At 60.6% G+C, this 20,424-nt stretch carries 17 protein-coding genes; 6 read left to right on the top strand and 11 right to left on the bottom strand.

Annotation, left to right across the window (positions count from 1 at the left end; translation table 11 throughout):
* Positions 1-42 precede the first annotated feature (42 nt).
* The gene (locus IFT47_RS00970) at positions 43-774 is read right to left on the bottom strand and encodes a HugZ family pyridoxamine 5'-phosphate oxidase (RefSeq protein ID WP_192171744.1); all 732 of its coding nucleotides are present in this window, start codon (positions 772-774) and stop codon (positions 43-45) included.
* 221 nt (positions 775-995) lie between these two features.
* Positions 996-2,003, bottom strand: a complete 1,008-nt coding sequence (locus IFT47_RS00965; RefSeq protein WP_065992174.1) for a DUF481 domain-containing protein — start codon at positions 2,001-2,003, stop codon at positions 996-998.
* A 160-nt stretch (positions 2,004-2,163) separates the two neighbouring features.
* Between IFT47_RS00965 and IFT47_RS00960 the strand changes: the two genes are divergently transcribed.
* Both IFT47_RS00960 and IFT47_RS00955 read left to right on the top strand, forming a co-directional pair.
* Entirely contained in the window at positions 2,164-2,532 is a 369-nt protein-coding gene (locus tag IFT47_RS00960) for an MGMT family protein (protein WP_192171745.1), read from the top strand.
* A gap of 42 nt (positions 2,533-2,574) precedes the next feature.
* A complete protein-coding gene (locus tag IFT47_RS00955) occupies positions 2,575-4,140 on the top strand; it encodes an AmpG family muropeptide MFS transporter (RefSeq protein ID WP_192171746.1) in 1,566 nt (521 codons plus the stop codon).
* Between the two features lie 176 nt (positions 4,141-4,316).
* Here the strand turns inward: IFT47_RS00955 and IFT47_RS00950 are convergent, their stop codons facing one another.
* Both IFT47_RS00950 and IFT47_RS00945 read right to left on the bottom strand, forming a co-directional pair.
* Positions 4,317-5,165 (bottom strand): mechanosensitive ion channel family protein, encoded by an 849-nt coding sequence (locus tag IFT47_RS00950; RefSeq protein ID WP_133772600.1) that lies wholly within the window; start codon positions 5,163-5,165, stop codon positions 4,317-4,319.
* A gap of 151 nt (positions 5,166-5,316) precedes the next feature.
* Positions 5,317-5,802, bottom strand: coding sequence for a YajQ family cyclic di-GMP-binding protein (locus tag IFT47_RS00945; protein WP_065992166.1), 486 nt, complete (start codon positions 5,800-5,802; stop codon positions 5,317-5,319).
* A gap of 172 nt (positions 5,803-5,974) precedes the next feature.
* Between IFT47_RS00945 and IFT47_RS00940 the strand changes: the two genes are divergently transcribed.
* The 3 genes from IFT47_RS00940 (at position 5,975) to IFT47_RS00930 (ending at position 9,589) form a co-directional block, all read left to right on the top strand.
* Positions 5,975-6,895 (top strand): putative 2-dehydropantoate 2-reductase, encoded by a 921-nt coding sequence (locus IFT47_RS00940; RefSeq protein WP_192171747.1) that lies wholly within the window; start codon positions 5,975-5,977, stop codon positions 6,893-6,895.
* Between the two features lie 62 nt (positions 6,896-6,957).
* Entirely contained in the window at positions 6,958-9,006 is a 2,049-nt protein-coding gene (locus IFT47_RS00935) for a sensor histidine kinase (protein ID WP_192171748.1), read from the top strand.
* A gap of 4 nt (positions 9,007-9,010) precedes the next feature.
* On the top strand, positions 9,011-9,589 hold the full coding sequence (locus tag IFT47_RS00930; protein WP_192171749.1) for a cob(I)yrinic acid a,c-diamide adenosyltransferase: 579 nt from the start codon (positions 9,011-9,013) through the stop codon (positions 9,587-9,589).
* Positions 9,590-9,836: 247 nt separating this feature from the next.
* Here the strand turns inward: IFT47_RS00930 and IFT47_RS00925 are convergent, their stop codons facing one another.
* From IFT47_RS00925 to secA, 4 genes are all read right to left on the bottom strand, one after another.
* Positions 9,837-10,781, bottom strand: a complete 945-nt coding sequence (locus IFT47_RS00925) for a Nudix family hydrolase (protein WP_192171750.1) — start codon at positions 10,779-10,781, stop codon at positions 9,837-9,839.
* A 2-nt stretch (positions 10,782-10,783) separates the two neighbouring features.
* A complete protein-coding gene (locus IFT47_RS00920; protein WP_192171751.1) occupies positions 10,784-11,410 on the bottom strand; it encodes a glutathione S-transferase family protein in 627 nt (208 codons plus the stop codon).
* 38 nt (positions 11,411-11,448) lie between these two features.
* Positions 11,449-12,666 (bottom strand): bifunctional glutamate N-acetyltransferase/amino-acid acetyltransferase ArgJ, encoded by a 1,218-nt coding sequence (gene argJ / locus IFT47_RS00915; protein ID WP_192171752.1) that lies wholly within the window; start codon positions 12,664-12,666, stop codon positions 11,449-11,451.
* A gap of 135 nt (positions 12,667-12,801) precedes the next feature.
* Entirely contained in the window at positions 12,802-15,552 is a 2,751-nt protein-coding gene (gene secA, locus IFT47_RS00910) for a preprotein translocase subunit SecA (protein ID WP_192171753.1), read from the bottom strand.
* A gap of 319 nt (positions 15,553-15,871) precedes the next feature.
* Here secA and IFT47_RS00905 point away from each other — a divergent pair, with 319 nt between their 5' ends.
* Positions 15,872-16,339: a DUF721 domain-containing protein gene (locus IFT47_RS00905; protein WP_192171754.1), complete on the top strand. Its 468-nt coding sequence runs from the start codon at positions 15,872-15,874 to the stop codon at positions 16,337-16,339.
* A gap of 536 nt (positions 16,340-16,875) precedes the next feature.
* Here the strand turns inward: IFT47_RS00905 and lpxC are convergent.
* From lpxC to ftsA, 3 genes are all read right to left on the bottom strand, one after another.
* Positions 16,876-17,787, bottom strand: coding sequence for a UDP-3-O-acyl-N-acetylglucosamine deacetylase (lpxC, locus tag IFT47_RS00900; protein WP_065992158.1), 912 nt, complete (start codon positions 17,785-17,787; stop codon positions 16,876-16,878).
* Positions 17,788-17,899: 112 nt separating this feature from the next.
* A complete protein-coding gene (gene ftsZ / locus IFT47_RS00895) occupies positions 17,900-19,090 on the bottom strand; it encodes a cell division protein FtsZ (RefSeq protein ID WP_074884474.1) in 1,191 nt (396 codons plus the stop codon).
* A gap of 63 nt (positions 19,091-19,153) precedes the next feature.
* A complete protein-coding gene (ftsA, locus tag IFT47_RS00890; RefSeq protein ID WP_037014678.1) occupies positions 19,154-20,413 on the bottom strand; it encodes a cell division protein FtsA in 1,260 nt (419 codons plus the stop codon).
* Positions 20,414-20,424 lie beyond the last annotated feature (11 nt).

Below are 20,424 nucleotides of genomic sequence, written 5' to 3'. Positions count from 1 at the left end.
AGGCTTCCAGTAGCCCTTACGTGACGTCGCAAAGTCGTTAATTCAAGCCTCGGCCGGTTCAAGTGTGGGCCATTTTTCAGCGTGAGCCAGTTGAACCAAGGCCTGGCGGACTTGTGTCGGCGTATTGCAGGGCTCCGGGAAGGCCAACCAGTGCAGACTTTGGCCCACGCGCAGGTGCATGCCCTCGCTGTCGATGCCCACCAGCGTGGCGGGCTCGGTCTGTGGCAAACCGGCCAGCTCGACGTAGTGGGCGATGGCCTTGGCGTGATCGGCATTCATGTGCTCGACCATGCTGATCTCCGCAGCCCCGGCGAAGGGATTGGCCAATGCCGCGTCGTCCAGCCAGTGAATCGCGCCAAACCCGCCAATAAACCGGTAGCGCACCGGCTTCAGCACCCAGAAATCAAAATCGTGAGCACTGTGGTAACTCTCGGATTCAGGGAAATAACGGTAGTAACGCTGAGCGGCCGCTTCAATCTGCGCCTCGTCGCTGATCTTCTCGGCTTCGGCCATCAGCGTGACGCGCCCCACCGCTTGCACATCCTCGGCGCCGCGCTCGCCCACAAGCAAGGAACACTTGGCGTCGAGCTGCAGATTGTGGGTGTGCTGCGCGATGCGGCTGATGAGGATCAACGGACGGCCCTGGTCGTCCAGGCAATAAGGCACCACCGAGCCAAACGGGTAACCGGGCATCGACTTGGAATGGGTCGACAACACGCCGCGGTATTCCTTGAGCAGCAAGGTACGGGCTTGCCGGTTGGCGCTGGCGCTCATGTGAGGCTCCTGAACAGTAAAACGAAGGCATCGAAGGACGCGAAGCAGCAGACGGCGACGCAGGCCCCACGATAATCGTTATCGTAGGAAGGTGCCAGATTGAGCGGGGGTGACGATTTCGCGGAGGATTCGCGTAAGAAGCAAACGCTTGAAAATGAAACAAGCCAACGCACGCAGATCAGGTCGTCATCTGCGCACGCTCAGGCATTGATAAGGCTGTTTTACCAGGAAACACCAAAACCGGCGGTGTAGCGGGTCTTGTCCAGGTCGCCGTTGTCGGAGCCGCTGATGATGTCTTTCTCGGCCTTGAGGTTGAGCGACGCCCATTCTGTGACTTTGTAGCGCAGGCCCACTTCTGTCTCGAGGCTGTAGTCAGCCACGCCGCTGATAGGCTTGCCGACTTCACCGTTGGTGAAGAACTCGACCTTCTTGCCGATCAGGTAACGGTTGTAGTCCCAGGTGCCGGACACGGAATAGAAGTTGTCCTTCTCGCCGTTGGAATATTCGAAATCGGTGCGGTTAAGCAGCGCGCCGATTTTGAATGCGCCCAGTTCGTCGTCCCAGAACTGGTAGCCCGGACCGGTACCCACGGTGCGCTGACGGGCCAGGTCTTCAATGGTGTCACGCTTGTAGGTGATACGACCGTCCCAGAACCACTTGTCCGTGAAGAACCGGTCGACCGAGTATTCGGCGTCCCAGTTATTGGTGGTGGTCAGGCTGTCCTGCGATTCGCGGTTGTACTCGCCCTTGGCGTTGTGGCGCCACTGGCCATGGGTCGCGGAGGTCTTGAAGGCAATGTTGTAATCGTCGGTGTCGTTCTCGGCGCGCTGGAAGTCCAGTGCAGCATCGACGTTGCCCTTCCAGACCAGATCGGTGACCACCGGCTTGGGCTTGATGATCTGCTGGATGCTCGCCAGTTCAACCGTCTTCGGCGCATCGCCATTGGCCAGCGTGACCTTGCCATCTTCGGCCGGCTGCAACGACTTGGACACTTCGCCAGTGGTGGCGTCCTGCTTTACCAGAAGGTGCTGGTCACTTTCCAGCGTCTTGATTTCCTTCCAGTCCAGCGGGACGTCGCCTGCATATTTGGTATTGATCAGCAGCTTGCCGCCGTCGAAGAACTTGATAGTCCCGGTCATCTTGTCGCCGTTTTTCAACCAGACGGTGTCGGCGAGCAATGGGGTAGAAGCAGTAGCAACAGCAACGCACAACAGGGTTCTGGACAACATAAGCAACGACAAGGCTCTGGTTCGCGGAGAATCGGGCATTATCCGGATAGATAACGGGTTGGCAATCGGCAGACCGCCGACACAGGTAACACTGACAGTAGGAAGTTTCCCTAGTTCCTTATCGAAAATTCCCGTTCATCCCTTTTACAGGAACGAATGCGTGATCGAACAATCATCGGCTCAAAACGACCCTGCCGGCCTCTCTCCCGCGGAGGCACGGCGCACGGCGTTATACCTCACACTGCATCAAGTGCCGGAAGGCAAGGTGGTCAGTTACGGTCAATTGGCCGAGCTGGCCGGTTTGGGACGAGCGGCGCGTTTCGTTGGCAGAGCGTTGAGCCAGTTGCCGGACGGCAGCAGCCTGCCCTGGCATCGCGTGATTGGCGCCGGCGGGCGCATCAGCCTGGCCCCCGGAACCGTGTCGGGCGAGGAGCAACGGGCGCGCTTGCGGGCCGAGGGCGTGACCATCCGTAACAATCGTGTGGATATGCAGCGTCATGGCTGGCGCCCGACAGAGCACAACGGTTAGAGTGCGCGCTTTGTTTACGTAACCTGAGGCAGATTCCAGCCCATGCCCCGCAAAACCTGGCGCGCCGCGCTCGCCGCATATGCCAGCCCCTCTACGTTTGTGCTCCTGTTGCTCGGCTTTGCCGCGGGCATGCCCTACATGTTGGTGTTCTCAACGCTGTCTGTCTGGCTGCGCGAAGCCGGCGTTGCGCGTGAAACCATTGGCTACGCCAGCCTGATTGGCCTGGCCTATGCCTTTAAATGGGTCTGGTCGCCGCTGCTCGATCAATGGAGCCTGCCTTTGTTGGGCCGGCTCGGCCGACGTCGCTCGTGGCTGGTGCTTTCGCAATCGCTGGTGACCCTGGGGCTGATCGGCATGGGGTTCTGTGACCCGCAGCAGCATCTGTCGTGGCTGATCGCGATTGCCGTGCTGGTCGCGTTCTCCTCCGCAACCCAAGACATCGCCATCGACGCCTACCGCCTGGAAATCGCCAGCGACAGCCAGCAAGCGACTCTCGCCGCCAGCTACATGGCCGGCTACCGCGTGGCCGCCCTCCTCGCCACTGCCGGCGCGTTGTACTTCGCCGAAGGCTTCGGTTCGACCGGCTTTGCCTACAAGCACTCGGCCTGGGCTGGCACCTACGTGCTGTTCGGCCTGCTTATGGTGCCTGCGCTGATCACCAGCCTGATCATGCGTGAACCGTCCGTGCCGATCCGCACCCAGCTGGCGGCCGTGCGCTACGGCTTCGCCCATCAACTGGCCTCGGTGTTCGTGCTGATCATTCTGCTGGTCTCGGTGCCGGCGATGTTCACCCAGCTGTACAACACCGATTTCGCCAGCGTGCTGTTTCAGGGCACCACCTGGAAAGACCTGCTGATGGAAGACCGCGCCTTTCTGCGCGCGATCCTCTACACGCTGCTGACCGTGGCCTGCCTGTCGTCCATGGGCCGCCGCGGTCTGGCGCCGGTGCTGACGCCTATCAACGATTTCATCCTGCGTTATCGCTGGCAGGCCTTTCTGCTACTGGGGCTGATCGCCACCTATCGCATGTCCGACACAGTCATGGGCGTCATGGCGAACGTGTTCTATATCGACCAGGGCTTTACCAAGGATCAGATTGCCAGCGTCAGCAAGATCTTCGGGCTGGTGATGACGCTGGCCGGCGCGGCGTTTGGCGGTCTGGCGATCGTGCGCTTCGGCATTCTGCCGATCCTGTTCATCGGCGGTGTGACCTCGGCAGCGACCAACCTGCTGTTCCTGATGCTGGCCGACATGGGCCCGAACCTGAAGATGCTGATCGTCACGATCTCGCTGGACAACTTCAGCTCGGGCCTTGCGACGTCGGCGTTCGTGGCTTATCTGTCGAGCCTGACCAACCTCAAGTTCTCGGCCACTCAGTACGCGCTGCTCAGCTCGATCATGCTGCTGTTGCCGCGTCTGATAGGCGGATATTCCGGGGTCATGGTGGAGAAGCTGGGGTACCACAACTTCTTCCTGGCGACCGCGCTGATGGGCGTGCCAACGCTGTTCATGATCGCCCTGCACTGGGCGCAGGAAGCACGCCGAGAAGCGCGGGAAGAACAGGAAGAAGCTCCAGAACCCGCCAAGCCTGCGGATTCGGTTCTGTAAAAAGATTCGCTGGCGAACCCTATCCTGTGGGACCGCGTTTATGCACGACAGCGCGGCGTCTGAACGAGAGTGAGCGCGTACAAAGCAGCGAGGTCCATCGCCAGATAGCCTTTCCCACTCAACAAAAAGCCCCGCACTCTCACGAGTCGGGGCTTTTTGGTTTGTGCAATCGAGCGTTACGCCTTTGCGGGCTGCTCATCCTGCACCACACGAATCACCCGCTGCGGGAACGGGATGTCGATGTTAGCCGCGCGCAGGCGGTCGCGGATTTCAGCGTTGAAGCGGTTCGACACGTCACCGAAGTCACCAGTCTTGGTCCACACACGCAGGGACACGGTAATCGAGCTGTCGCCCAATGCCGCGACCACCGCCTGTGGCGCCGGATCCTGCAAGATGCGCGGATCATCCGCCATATCCATCAGCACTTGCAGCGCCTGCTTCAGGTCGGCGTCGTAATCGATGCCCACGTCGAAGGTGATCTTGCGCGTCGGCTGACGGTTGGTGTTGGTGATGATGCCGTTGGACAGGTTGCCGTTGGGCAGGATCACCGTCTTGTTGTCGCCGGTGCGCAGCACGGTATGGAAGATCTGAATCCCGTCCACGGTGCCCGACACACCCTGCGCTTCGATCCAGTCGCCAATGCGGAACGGACGGAACAGCAGAATCAACACGCCGCCGGCAAAGTTCGCCAGGCTGCCCTGCAACGCGAGACCAATGGCCAGACCCGCCGCACCGATCGCGGCCACGAACGAGGTGGTTTCAACCCCGATCATCGAGGCAACGCTGACAATCAGCAGGATCTTCAGAATGATGTTGGTGATGCTGCTGATAAAGCCCTGCAACGCCAGGTCGACGTGGCGCAGCGCCAACAGCGCGCCCACGCGGGACGTCAGTCTATTGATCAGCCACCAGCCGACCAGCAGGACGACCACTGCCAGCAGCACTTTGCTGCCGTATTGCATGACCATCGGGATCCAGGCCTGAGACGCTTTCACCAGATGGTCTACCTGGCCGTTTAAATCCAAGTCCATCTATTTCTCCTCGGGGTCGCGACATGGAAGGCTGAAGCAACGGCGCCAAGTGGGCCCGTTATTTCAGCCAGACCTGCATTCGGACGCACAGGAACCCCTCGGGTTCCTGAGCCAACATGAAATCGCAGGGCAAATAGCAGGGGAATCAGTCGCGGAAGTTGTTGAATTGCAGCGGCATGCCGAACTCGTGACCACGCAGCGCAGCGATCGCCTCTTGCAGGTCGTCACGCTTCTTGCCGGTGACGCGCACTTGCTCGCCCTGAATCGCAGCCTGAACCTTGAGCTTGGCTTCCTTGATGTGAGCGACGATCTTCTTCGCCAGCTCCTTGTCGATGCCTTCCTTGAGCGTGGCCTCCTGTTTCATTACCTTGCCGGACGCGAAGGGGTCCTTCAGTTCCAGGCACTGCACGTCGATCTTGCGCTTGACCAAGGCCAGCTTGAGGATCTCGATCATGGCTTCGAGCTGAAAACCTTCTTCGGCGGTCATCTTGATCAGCAGGTCTTTTTCCGTGAACTCGAAGCTGCCTTTGCCTTTGAGGTCGTAGCGGCGGTCCAGCTCTTTGATCGCGTTGTCGACGGCATTCGTGACTTCGTGTTTATCCAGTTCAGACACTACGTCGAACGAGGGCATTTAGATTCTCCAATTGATACGGCGCGGCTCGACATGTGGATGGAGCACGCCTGACTTGACGGTATGAAAGCCCGGTCATTATAACGAGACTTTTCCCACGTTCATGTGAGCCTGCGATGTTGATTTGGTTTTCCTTGCGCACCGAGATCTTCGTCATCGGGCGTGATTTCTTTTGAGTCGCGTTTGCTGGCATGTGCTGGGCGCGGGCAGCTTGGGCAGTCTGTGGGCCACGCGACTGGCCCGGGCGGGTCTGCCGGTGCGCCTGATCGTGCGCGACGAGGCTCGACTGGCGGCCTACAACACGCAAGCCGGTCTGACGCTCAACGAAAACGGTCAGCGCCAGACGTTTGCCATTCCGGCGCAGACGGTCAGCGCGGATGAACCGATCCAGCGGCTGCTGGTGGCATGCAAGGCCTACGACGCTGAACATGCGGTTGCAGCCGTCGCCCATCGCCTGACCGACAGGGCCGAGGTGCTCCTGCTGCAAAACGGGCTGGGCAGCCAGGACGCCGTGGCCGCCATGATTCCCGAGGCACGCTGCATCTTTGTCTCCAGCACCGAAGGCGCCTACCGCCATGAAGACGGGAGCGTGGTGTTCGCCGGACAGGGCTTCAACTGGCTGGGCGACACGCAGCAAGGCGCGGCGCCGGCCTGGCTGGACGAACTCAAGCAAGCGGGCATCCCCCATCAGTGGACCGCTGACATCGCCGAACGCCTCTGGCGCAAGCTCGCGCTCAACTGCGCCATCAACCCGCTGACCGTCTTGCACCAATGCCGCAACGGCGAGCTGCAGGCTCATGCCGAGGAAGTGACGGCGCTGTGTGCCGAGCTCGGCCATGTGCTGCACTGCTGCGGTCAGCCCGGCGCGGCGGAAGGGTTGCTGGATCAAGTGCAGCAGGTGATTGCCGCCACCGCTGCGAATTATTCCTCGATGTATCAGGATGTCGCCCAAGGCCGCCGCACCGAGATCCGCTACCTGCTCGGGCATGTCTGCGCCACGGCGGCGGCGCTTGATTGCCCGGCACCCACACTGAACCTGTTGCGCCTGCGCCTGATCGAACACCTCAACGCCCGAGGTCTGCCCAGCGACTGACGGGTTTGCTCACGGGCGGAACAGCGCTAACCTGCCCGCTCCTCCTTCCGGTGACCTGCCCCATGCCATTGCGCCAGCGCCTCGAAAACCTGCCGGTCGGTCAAAAACTTCTGGCCGCCTTGCTGGTATTGCTCACCACCGTGCTGGTGGTCGCCAACCTGACCTTCATCAGCGCCGCCTACTACATCTCTCAGGAAGCGATGGCGCCCCAGGCGTTGCAAACGATCGGTCGACTGATCAGCAATCCGGGGCTGTCCGAGCAAGCCTTATCCTCGACCTACAACGCCCAGGCGCTGCTCAAGGAACTGAAAAATTACGGCCCGTTGCGGGCGGCGGCTGTTTACGACAGCAGCGGTACGCGTCTGGCGCAGATGCAGCAGGGCGACAAGTTGCGCATGCCCGACCACTATCGGGATCTGGAGAGCTGGCGCATTACCGAGTTTCGCAACACTCAGGTCATCCCCATCCCCAAAGCAGGGCAAGCGCCGGGGCATCTGTTGCTGGTCGCGAGCAGCGAACTGCCGACGGCGTTCTACACCGGCACGCTGACCGCCAGTATCGGCATTCTGATTTTCAGCATCCTGCTCTGGGCCGGTGTCGCCCGGCAGATTCGGCGCTTCATCACCGAGCCGATCTACCAGCTTGAAGATTTGTCCCGGCGGGTGACCCGCGAGGAGAACTACGCGCTGCGGGCGACCCCCGGCAACAAGGACGAGATCGGTTCGCTCGCCGAGGCGTTCAACACCATGCTCTCGCGCATGGAAGCCCGTGAACAGCAGCTCAGACGCGCACGCGATGAGTCCCAGGAAGCCTACGATCAGGCGCAGGGTCTGGCGGAGGAAACCCGTCACACCAACCGCAAGCTGGAGCTTGAAGTGCAGGTGCGCAGCAAGATCGAGAAGAAGCTCACGGGGTTTCAGAACTATCTCAACAGCATCATCGACTCCATGCCTTCAGCGCTGATTGCCCTGGACGAGCAACTGTACGTCACCCAGTGGAATCAGGAAGCCGGCGCCCTGTCCGGCACCCCACTGGACGAGGCGCTGAACCAGCCGATTTATTCGGCATTCCCGCCGATGCGCGCGTTTTTGCCGCAGATCAAGCAGACCGTCGAGCGTCACACCGTCACCAAGATCGAGCGTGTCACCTGGGTCAAGGGCGAAGAGTCGCGTCATTACGCCATCACCTTCTACCCTCTGACCGGCGATGCAGGCCGTGGCGCGGTGATCCGCATCGATGACATTACCCAGCGCCTGTCGCTGGAGGAAATGATGGTCCAGTCCGAGAAGATGCTCTCGGTGGGTGGCCTGGCCGCAGGCATGGCCCATGAAATCAACAACCCCCTCGGCGCGATCATGCACAACGTGCAGAACATCCGCCGTCGGCTGTCGCCCGATCTGCCCAAGAACCTGGAACAGGCCCAGCAGGAAGGCATCGAGCTGGCCGCGGTCAATCAATACCTGATCGCCCGCGAAGTGCCGCAGTTGCTGGACGGCATTCAGTCGGCCGGAGCGCGGGCGGCGAAGATCGTCAGCCACATGCTCAGCTTCAGCCGACGCAGCAACCGGCAGTTGGCGCCCTGTGATCTGCCGGCACTGATTGATCAGGCCGTGGAGATCGCCAGCAACGACTTCGACCTGACCATCGGCTTTGACTTCAAGGGCCAGAACATCATTCGCCAGTTCGATCCTGCTCTGGGCCCGGTGCCTGCGACAGCCAACGAACTGGAGCAAGTGCTGCTCAACCTGCTGAAGAACGCCGCTCAGGCTATCCATCAGCGTGAAGACGCGAGGGAGCCAGGGCGTATTATTTTGCGCACGCGCCTGAACCCGCCCTGGGCGGAAATCCAGGTCGAGGACAACGGCATCGGCATGTCCGAGAGCGTGCGCAAGCGCACCTTCGAGCCGTTTTTCACCACCAAAGAGATCGGCCAGGGCACGGGCCTCGGGCTGTCGGTGTCGTATTTCATCATCACCAACAACCACAAAGGCCAGATGGAAGTGCATTCCACCCTCGGCCAGGGCACCTGTTTCACCTTGCGCCTGCCGCTGGTGGACAATTCGATAGAGATGCCTGCACCACAGGTCATTGGTCAGAACGACCGGGAGTAGAGCCATGGGATTTCGCTTGTCGAAAATTTACACGCGCACGGGTGACACCGGCGAAACGGGCCTGGGCGATGGTCGCCGAGTGCCGAAGGATCACCCGCGGGTCGAGGCCATCGGGGAAGTCGATTCGCTGAACAGTCAGGTCGGCGTATTGCTGGCGGGCCTTTCGGCGGCAGTCGCGACTCATCCGGCGTTGCAGGAAGTCATCGACGTATTGGCGCCGTGTCAGCATCGGTTGTTCGACTTGGGCGGCGAGCTGGCGATGCCTGAATATCAGGCGTTGAATGCGGCGGAGATCGACCGTCTGGAGACGGCGATCGACCACTGGAATGAAGAGCTGGGGCCGCTGGAGAATTTCATCCTGCCGGGCGGCTCGACGCTGATCGCCCAGGCCCACGTCTGCCGGAGCCTGGCGCGTACAGCGGAGCGACGCTGTCAGCACCTGAACGCGGTCGAGCCACTGGCCGGGGTTGGTCTGGCGTACATCAATCGGCTGTCGGATTTGCTGTTTGTCGCGGCGCGGATCATCGCCCGGCGTGAGGGTGTAGCGGAGATTTTGTGGGAGCCTGCTAAGAAGCCGCAGTGATTTGTGAGACAGTGCTGCGGTGCTGAGGGGCTGCTGTCCTGACGTGCTGCTGTCCTGATACACCGCAACTCAGTTGGCAAGCGCAAATCCTGTGGGAGTGAGCTTGCTCACGAAGACTGCGTTTCAGCCGCTAGAGATGCGGTGACTGATAAAGCTTCGCGAGCAAGCTCGCTCCCATAGGGGCTTCATTCGCCGTTGAATCTGCGGTGTAGCAACCTTTGTTCTCGAACTCAGATCGGAACAGCTTTTAGCCCTGCGGCCAGAACGCTCTGATCCCCGCCACACCCTGCGCGCCACATTCCCACGCGTGCTGACGATCCGTCGGCCCTACCCCGCCCAGCAGATAAACCGGCTTGCTAAAGCCCTCGATCAAGTCGCGAGCCTTTTCCCAACCCAGCGGCTGGGCGTCCGGATGGCTTTGCGTCGGCAGCACAGGCGAGAGGGTGACGAAATCCACGCCCATCTGCTCGGCCAGACTCAACTCTTCAGCGTCGTGACAAGAGGCTGCCAGCCAGCGATCTTCAGGAAACGGACGGCCCTTGCTGGCGTATTTGCGCAGCTGTTCGCTGGTCAGGTGCCAGCCCGCCGCCGGAAAGTCACCCAGCCATTCCCTCGGACCTTTGAGCATCAACTGCGCCTTGCCCGCGCACAGCCCGACCGCGTCCACCGCAACGTCACGGTATTTCGGGTCGTACATGTTCGGCGCCCGCAGTTGAACCAGCTTGATGCCGCCAGCCACCGCCGTGCGTATACCACGCAGCAGCTCGGGCGTTTCCAGATCGTCCGGGGTGATCAGGTATTCACCCGGCAAACGCGCAGCGGCCACGATCGGCCGATTGGCCGCCGGAAACTCATACTCGGCCAGTTCCCGCTGCGATACCCAGGCCAGCGGTTGCCCTTCAACACCGTGGGGCTCGCCGGTAAACGACGAGACTTCCCACACGTCCAGCAACACCTGTTTGTCCGGGTAGTCGTGCTTGATCTTGATCAGCGGACGCGCCGCCGTCACGACGATGCCGAGCTCTTCGTGCAACTCGCGGGACAGCGCGGCCTCGACCGATTCATCCGGTTCAACCTTGCCGCCAGGAAACTCCCACAAGCCGCCTTGATGCTGTTTGTCGGTGCGTCGGGCGATGAGGATCTTGCCGTCGCTGCCACGGATAACCGCCGCGGCCACATGGATGCGTTTCACGTTCAACCTTCCTCCAGACCCGCTTTCTGCCAGCGTTTGAACTCAGGCCACTGATAAATCGTTTCGACGTAGGCCGCCGCGTCCGCTGGCAGCTCGACGCGATAGGTACGAAAGCGCACGGCGACCGGTGCGAAGAACGCATCGACGATGCCCGGCGTGCCGAACAGAAAACCTTCGCTCACGCCCGACACCGCGCGGCATTCACGCCACAGCGCAACCATGCGGTCGATATCGGCCTGAGCTTCGACCGCGATGACCTCCAGCGCCTCGTCCTGACGCAGGTCCATCGGCAAGCGCGAGCGCAGACCGACAAAGCCGCTGTGCATCTGCGCGCATGCCGACCGAGCCTGAGCGCGGGCGGCGACCTCTGCCGGCCACAGACCTGCATCGGGGAAGCGCTCCGCCAGATATTCACAGATCGCCAGAGAATCAACGATGGTGCCGTGCTCGCACTTCAGCGCAGGGACTTTACCGGTCGGCGAATGCTCCAGAATCAGCCGCGTGGTGTCAGCCTGATTCAGGCGAATCACCTGATCGGTGAACGTCTCGCCGGTCAGCGCAAGCGCCAGCCACGGACGCAGCGACCAGGAGGAATAACGTTTGTCGCCGATGATCAGGCGCAGGCTCATGTCTTGGCTCCGTTGAGACCGGTGGACTCGCTCGTGACTCAGGTGCGGTATTCCGCGTTGATCTTCACGTATTCGTGCGACAGGTCGGTGGTCCAGATGGTTTCGCTGCAATCGCCACGGCCCAACTCGATGCGGATGGTGATTTCTTCCTGCGCCATCACCAGCGAGCCTTGGTCTTCAGTGTAGGTGCTGGCGCGGGCGCCTTTGCTGGCGATGCAGACGTCACCCAGAAACACGTCGATCTTGCTGACGTCCAGGTTCGGCACGCCCGCACGCCCTACGGCCGCCAGGATCCGGCCCCAGTTAGGGTCTGACGCGAACAGCGCGGTTTTGATCAGCGGCGAGTGCGCGACGGTGTAACCGACGTCCAGGCATTCCTGGTGATTGCCGCCGCCGTTGACTTCGACCGTCACAAACTTGGTCGCGCCCTCGCCGTCACGGACGATGGCCTGGGCGACGTCCATGCACACCTCGAAGACGGCTTTTTTCAGCGCTTCGAACAGTGGGCCCTTGGCCTCGCTCACCGCAGGCAGGTCGGCCTGGCCGGTGGCGATCAGCATGCAGCAGTCATTGGTCGACGTGTCGCCGTCGATTGTGATGCGGTTGAACGACTTGTTGGCGCCGTCGCGAATCAGGTCCTGCAGCACGCTCGGCGCCACCTTGGCGTCGGTAGCGATGTAGCCCAGCATGGTCGCCATGTTCGGACGAATCATGCCCGCGCCTTTGCTGATCCCGGTCACGGTGACCGTCACGCCGTCGAGCACGAACTGACGGCTCGCGCCCTTGGGCAGCGTGTCAGTGGTCATGATGCCGGTGGCCGCTGCGGCCCAGTTGTCGACGGACAAATCATCCAGCGCCGCCTGCAGCGCGCCTTCGATCTTCTCGACGGGCAACGGCTCACCGATCACGCCCGTGGAAAACGGCAGCACGGCGCTGGCGTCCACCCCGGTTATCTCGGCCAGCTTCGCGCAGGTGCGCTCGGCAGCGGCAAGGCCCGGTTCGCCCGTGCCAGCGTTGGCGTTGCCGGTGTTGGTCAGCAGATAGCGCACAGTGCCCTGCACGCGCTGTTTGGCGATGATCACCGGCGCCGCGCAAAACGCGTTCAGGGTGAATACGCCCGCGACACTGGAGCCTTCGGCGCAGCGCATGACCACAACATCTTTGCGCCCCGGGCGCTTGATGCCGGCGGAAGCGATGCCAAGTTCAAAACCGGGAACCGGGTGCAGCGTCGGCAAAGGACCAAGACCAACAGCCATGAAGTGCGCTCCTTGAAAGACAGTCACACCGCGCGGCCTCGCCGACACGGCTCGATTGATTGAAAAACGCCGCGACGGCTGAGCCGGTCGCGGCGTGATATTACAGGTCAGCTACAGCTCTTCGCGGTGGGCGAATTAGCTGATCTGGCCGTGACAGTGCTTGAATTTCTTGCCCGAACCACACCAGCACAATTCGTTGCGACCCAGCTTCTGGTCGTTGCGAACCGGCGACAGTGCGGCGGCTGCAGCTACCGCGACGTCTTCGCCCTCTTCAGCGAGCAGGTCCGGCTGATCCAGGCCCGGCGCTTCGGCATGCTGGAACTGCATGCGCTGCGCCAACTCCTCGGCTTCGCGACGCAGACGCGCCTCTTCCTCGGCCGGATCTTCGCGGCGAACCTGGACGTGGGACAGCACACGAATGGCGTCGCGCTTGATCGAATCGAGCAGCTCCTGGAACAGGGCAAACGACTCGCGCTTGTATTCCTGCTTCGGGTTTTTCTGAGCGTAGCCGCGCAGGTGAATACCGTGACGCAGGTGATCCATGGTCGACAGGTGGTCTTTCCACAGGTCGTCCAGCACGCGCAGGAGAATCTGCTTCTCGAAGGTGCGCAGCGCCTCGGCACTGGCCTGGTCTTCTTTCTCGTTGTAGGCCGCCAAGATGGCTTCCATCAACTTCGGACGCAGAGTGTCTTCGTTCAGGTGATCGTCTTCGTCGAGCCACTGCTGAATCGGCAGCTTCACGCCGAAATCGCTGTTCAGCGCGGCTTCCAGACCGGCCACGTTCCACTGCTCAGGCAACGACTGCGGCGGGATGTGCGCGGAGATTGTGGCATCGAGGACTTCTTCGCGGAACTCGGCAATGGTGTCACCAATGTTGGTCGCAGCCAGCAGGCTGTTACGCATGTGGTAGATCACTTTGCGCTGTTCGTTGGAAACGTCGTCGAACTCGAGCAGCTGCTTGCGGATGTCGAAGTTGCGGCCTTCGACTTTGCGCTGCGCTTTTTCGATGGCGTTGGTCACCATGCGGTGCTCGATCGCTTCACCGGACTGCATGCCCAGCGCTTTCATGAAGTTCTTCACCCGATCAGAGGCGAAGATGCGCATCAGGCTGTCTTCCAGCGACAGGTAGAAACGGCTTGAACCGGTGTCACCCTGACGACCGGCACGACCACGCAACTGGTTGTCGATACGGCGGGATTCGTGACGCTCGGAGGCAATAACGTGCAGGCCGCCCGCCTCGATCACTTGCTGATGGCGCTTCTGCCAGTCGGCCTTGATCTGCGCGATCTGCTCTGGGGTCGGGTCTTCCAGGCTGGCCACTTCAACTTCCCAGTTGCCGCCCAACAGAATGTCGGTACCGCGACCGGCCATGTTGGTGGCGATGGTCAGCGCACCCGGCCGACCGGCCTGGGCAATGATCTCGGCTTCTTTTTCGTGGAACTTGGCGTTCAGAACCTTGTGCTCGATACCTTCCTGCACCAGCAGGCGAGACATGTGCTCGGAGGTTTCGATGGTCGCTGTACCTACCAGCACCGGACGCTGCTCGGCCAGGCAGGCCTTGATGTCGGTGATGATCGCCGCGTACTTCTCTTCGGCGGTCAGGTACACGAGGTCGTTGAAGTCTTTCCGCGCCAACGGCTTGTTCGGCGGAATGACCATCACGGCCAGAGCATAGATCTGGTGGAATTCGAACGCTTCGGTGTCCGCCGTACCGGTCATGCCGGACAGCTTGTTGTAGAGACGGAAGTAGTTCTGGAAGGTGGTAGAGGCCAGGGTCTGGCTCTCGGCCTGAATATTCAGGCCTTCCTTCGCTTCGATGGCCTGGTGCAGGCCCTCGGACAGACGACGACCCGGCATGGTACGGCCGGTGTGTTCGTCGACCAGCAGGATCTGGCCGTCCTGAACGATGTACTCGACGTTGCGATGGAACAGTTTGTGGGCACGCAGACCGGCATAAACGTGGGTCAGCAGGCCCAGGTTGTGCGCGGAATACAGGCTCTCGCCTTCAGCCAGCAAACCGACTTCGGTGAGCATCTCTTCGATGAACTGGTGACCGGACTCGTTCAGCTCCACCTGACGGGACTTCTCGTCGATGGAGAAGTGACCCTGCTGGGTGACCTGGCCTTCCACTTCCTCGATGTGCTGCTCGAGCTTGGGGATCAGCTTGTTGATTTCGGTGTAGAGCTTGGAGCTGTCTTCGGCCTGGCCGGAGATGATCAGCGGCGTACGGGCTTCGTCGATCAGGATCGAGTCCACTTCGTCGATCACGGCGAAATTCAGCTCACGCTGGAATTTGTCTTCCAGGCTGAACGCCATGTTGTCGCGCAGGTAATCGAAACCGAATTCGTTGTTGGTGCCGTAGGTGATGTCGGAGGCGTAGGCGGCGCGCTTCTCTTCCGGCGGCTGGAAAGGCGTGACCACGCCTACGGTCAGACCGAGGAATTCATACAGCGGGCGCATCCAGTTGGCGTCACGACGGGCCAGGTAGTCGTTCACCGTGACCACGTGCACGCCTTTGCCGGACAGTGCGTTGAGGTAGACCGCGAGGGTCGCGACGAGGGTTTTACCCTCACCGGTACGCATCTCGGCGATCATGCCTTCGTGCAGCGTCATGCCGCCGATCAGCTGTACGTCGAAGTGACGCATGCCCATGATGCGTTTACCCGCCTCGCGGCAGACCGCGAAGGCTTCTGGCAAGAGCTGGTCGAGGGTCTCACCTTTGGCTATGCGGGCCTTCAACTCGTCGGTCTTGGCGCGCAGCTGTTCGTCCGAGAGGGCGAGCATTTGCTCTTCGAAGCTGTTGACGACCTGGACCGTCTTGAGCATGCGCTTCACTTCGCGCTCGTTCTTGCTTCCGAAAAGTTTTTTTAACAAAGGTGCAAACATATCGAAAGGATCTTCCACACATAGGGATGGAGGGCGGCCCCGTGAGTCGCCCGAGCAGCCCTCATGGCCGCATGCGAACGAGCATTCTACCCGGAAATGGTGGTGAGGAAAGTGGCGTTATTCCACGATGCTGGCACAGCAATGTTACGGGGCAGAAGTACAATAGGGTCATTTCCCGTGACTTCAACCCATGCGGGTGAGAAGTTTTATTAATGTTTTTTCATGATCGCGGGGCTTATTTGCACCCTGGACGCCTGACGCAAAGGTGCTTCTACCGATTCTGCTAAGATCACGCCCTGGCAACACAAGGCACCTCATCATGGCATTCCGTCCCCTCCCCGCCCGCGCACCGGCTGTGCTTCTGCGCGAAGCCCGGCCCCTCAAAGCCATCTTCAACCACGCCCAACGCCTCGCGCACTTGCAGCGTCTGCTGGAAAGCCAGCTACAACCCGCCGCCCGCGAGCACTGCCACGTCGCGTCATGGCGCGAAGGTACACTGCTGCTCATCGTCACCGACGGCCACTGGGCGACACGACTGCGTTATCAACAGAAGCGTTTGCAACGGCAACTGGTCGCGTTCAAGGAATTCGCCAACCTCACCCGGTTGCAATTGAAGGTTCAGCCCGCGAGAACCCACCGGACCGAAGCTGGGCATACGCGCGATCTGTCGGTCGCGGCGGCCGAGACCATCACCGCAACAGCGGAAGGCATCACCGACCCGAAACTGCGTGCTGCGCTCGAACGGCTGGCCGCGCATGCTGTGCCTAAAGAGGCTGGGGATTCGTAAACCTGCAGAATGCCGGCGTTTTCACTGGCCCCTTCCCGGCTAAAGCCGGTCCCACTAAAACGCACCGTGTACACGTGCGGGACCGGGGGCGCCCCCCGCAGGACCGGCTTCAGCCGGGAAGCTTTTGATCTGTTCTTGATCTGCTTTTGATCTTGATCTTCATACGCAAAAAGCTCAGACGACACCCATCGCGACTTGGGTGCAGGCTGAACGCAGGTCTCGCGCAGTGGGCCGAGCCGCATGGATGCGGCGAGAGCGCCGTTGCGGACATGGATGCCCGTTCGGCGCGGGCCCACGGAGCGAGACCGGAGTGAAGGTATTCCGACGAAGGAGGAACCCAACCAGGAGCACGGCCTTTTTGGTTACTTTTTTCTGGGCCGGCAATCCGGGCTGTTGGGAAAAGTGACCCGCCGTAAGGGCGGAACCATAACTCCAGTACACACAAAAAACGGATATGCCCGCTATCTAATCGACGCTCATAAAAAAGGCCACCCGAAGGTGGCCTGAAAACATCAAAACTAGGAAGAAGAGACTGTTTACACCGCCGCTACAGGGCGCATGTAAGAGATCGGTGCGGTGCTGGCATCTTCGAAGGTCACAACTTCCCAAGCGTCTTCCTGAGCGATCAACGCACGAAGCAAACGATTGTTCAGACCGTGTCCCGACTTGAAGCCCTGATACTCGCCGATCAGACTGTTGCCCAACAGATACAGGTCACCGATGGCATCCAGAATCTTGTGCTTCACGAACTCGTCTTCATAACGAAGACCGTCTTCGTTCAACACGCCGTCCTTGTCCACGACGATCGCGTTTTCAACGCTGCCGCCCAGAGCCAGGTTGTGCTTACGCAGATACTCGATGTCTTTCATGAAACCGAATGTCCGCGCACGGCTCACTTCTTTAACGAACGAAGTGCTGGAAAAGTCCACACAAGCCGTTTGCGTGCGGTTCTTGAGATACGGGTGATCGAAATCGATCTCGAACCCGACCTTGAACCCTTCAAACGGTAAGAACTTGGCGGACTTGCCGTCTTCTTCTACGCACACTTCTTTAAGTATGCGGATGAATTTCTTCGGTGCGTCCTGTTCTTCCAGGCCAGCCGATTGAATCAGGAATACGAAGGGACCTGCGCTGCCATCCATGATTGGAACTTCGGAGGCAGAAAGTTCAACGTAGGCGTTATCGATGCCAAGGCCGGCCATGGCCGACAGCAAGTGCTCGACCGTATCGACCTTCACGTCGCCATTGAACAGCGTCGTGGAGAGCGTGGTGTCACCCACATTCAACGCGTGAGCGTTGATCTGGACCACCGGCTCAAGGTCGGTACGGAAAAACACAATGCCAGCGTTCACAGGTGCTGGTTTGAGGGTCAGGTAAACCTTCTCCCCCGAGTGCAGGCCGATACCTGTGGCACGGATAATATTTTTCAGGGTGCGTTGTTTAATCATGGCATTGGCCGCTTCAGCGCGTATCGCGAATTAGTATCAACAAAGGCTGGCGATGATAGCAGACCCCGCCTTTGCTGAACACCAATCACCCTTATACCCCTGATAGAACCCATTAATCAGCCTGACGACGCAGGAACGCTGGAATGTCCAGGTAATCCAGATCGTCTTGCGGGTTCATCTTCGCTGCGGCTGTTGCGCCCGCGTGTGCCTGATTGCGCATCACGGTTGGACGGTCCAGATCGCGATAGTTGACCGAAGGCAACTCCTGGCGTGCGGCGTGCTGCTGCGCAGGTGCGGCTTGAGCGGTCTGCATGGTGTTGTCGATGACCTTCACAGGCTTCTCGATTTTTGCACCCAGGCCAGTAGCAACAACAGTCACGTGCAGCTCGTCGCGCATGTCTGGATCGATAACCGTACCGACCTTGACCATGGCGTGCTCGGAGGCGAACGCTTCGATGATGCTACCCACGTCGGAGTACTCACCCAGAGACAGGTCAGGACCGGCAGTGATGTTGACCAGAATGCCGCGAGCACCTTGCAGGTTCACGTCTTCCAGCAGCGGGTTGCGGATGGCCGCTTCGGTGGCTTCACGCGCACGGTTCGGACCGCTGGCGCAGCCAGTGCCCATCATCGCCATGCCCATTTCGGACATCACGGTGCGTACGTCAGCGAAGTCGACGTTGATCATGCCCGGACGCTTGATGATGTCGGAGATACCGCGAACGGCACCGGCCAGTACATCGTCAGCCTTGGCGAAAGCCGACAGCAGGCTGGCGTCTTTACCGAGGATGGTCAGCAGCTTCTCGTTGGGAATGGTGATCAACGAGTCGACGCTTTCGGACAGCGCGCGGATGCCTTCATCGGCGATCTGCATGCGCTTGCGGCCTTCGAACGGGAACGGACGTGTCACGACCGCAACGGTCAGAATGCCCATTTCCTTGGCCACTTCGGCAATGATCGGAGCCGCACCGGTGCCGGTACCGCCGCCCATGCCGGTGGTGATGAAGACCATGTTGGTGCCTTGCAGCACTTCAGCGATGCGCTCGCGGTCTTCCAGTGCAGCCTGACGGCCGACTTCAGGATTCGCACCCGCGCCCAAGCCTTTGGTCACGCCGGTACCCAGTTGCAGAATGGTACGTGCGCCAATATTTTTCAGGGCCTGAGCATCGGTGTTGGCGCAGATGAACTCGACGCCTTCGATGTTGCTCTTGACCATGTGATTGACTGCGTTGCCGCCGCCACCACCAACGCCGATAACTTTAATTACCGGGCTTTGTGGGATGTTGTCTACGAGCTCGAACATGTTCCCTCTCCTTCAGTTCTCTAGTTTTATGTCGCCTGTTGCCTGCCTACCACTTTTTGAATCTTAGAAATTCCCCTGAACCCAGCGCTTGAGACGCTCTAACACTGGAGCCTTCGGTTCATCGCTATAACTGCTACCGGAGCCGGAAAGGCCGGACAGCGAGATGCCGTCAGACTGCTTTTGCAGTCCGTACAGCAACAGGCCGACGCCGGTTGAGTAGATCGGGTTGCGAACGACGTCCGCGAGCCCTTTGACGCTGTGCGGCACGCCGAGGCGGACCGGCATGTGGAAGATCTCTTCGGCCAGTTCGACCGCGCCTTCCATTTTCGAGGTGCCACCGGTCAGCACGATGCCGGCCGGGATCAAGTCTTCGTAGCCGCTGCGACGCAGTTCGGCCTGAATCAGGGTGAACAGCTCGTCATAGCGCGGCTCGACCACTTCGGCGAGGGCCTGACGGGACAGTTCACGGGGCGGACGGTCGCCGACGCTTGGCACTTTGATGGTTTCGCCGGCGCCGGCCAGTTTGGCCAGGGCGCAGGCGTAACGGATCTTGATTTCTTCGGCGTACTGAGTCGGTGTACGCAACGCCATGGCGATGTCGTTGGTGACCTGGTCGCCGGCAATCGGGATCACCGCGGTGTGACGGATCGCGCCTTCGGTGAAGATCGCGATGTCAGTGGTGCCGCCGCCGATGTCCACCAGGCACACGCCCAGCTCTTTCTCGTCGTCGGTCAGCACCGAGTAAGCCGAGGCCAGTTGCTCGAGGATGATGTCGTCGACCTCCAGCCCGCAGCGGCGCACGCATTTTTCGATGTTCTGCGCCGCGTTCACCGCGCAGGTCACCACGTGAACCTTGGCTTCCAGACGCACGCCCGACATGCCCAGTGGCTCGCGAACGCCTTCCTGGTTATCGATGACGTAGTCCTGCGGCAGCGTGTGCAGCACGCGCTGGTCAGCCGGGATCGCCACGGCCTGGGCAGCGTCGAGCACGCGCTCAAGGTCAGCGGAGCTCACTTCGCGGTCGCGAATCGCCACGATGCCGTGGGAGTTCAGGCTGCGGATGTGATTGCCCGCGACGCCGACGAACGCCGAGTGGATGCGGCAACCGGCCATCAGCTGCGCTTCTTCTACGGCGCGCTGGATCGACTGCACGGTGGATTCGATATTCACCACCACGCCCTTCTTCAGACCGCGGGACGGGTGAGTGCCGATACCGACGATTTCCAGCGTGCCATCAGCCGCGACTTCGCCTACCAGCGCCACCACCTTGGAGGTGCCGATATCCAATCCGACGATCATTTTGCCGCTTTGCACGTTTGCCATGGGTCCTGCCT

It is taken from the genome of Pseudomonas sp. CFBP 13711 (assembly GCF_014842265.1).
Lineage (GTDB): Bacteria > Pseudomonadota > Gammaproteobacteria > Pseudomonadales > Pseudomonadaceae > Aquipseudomonas.
Note: the sequence above shows the minus strand (reverse complement) of the source record. Positions and strands in the feature narration are given on the sequence as shown.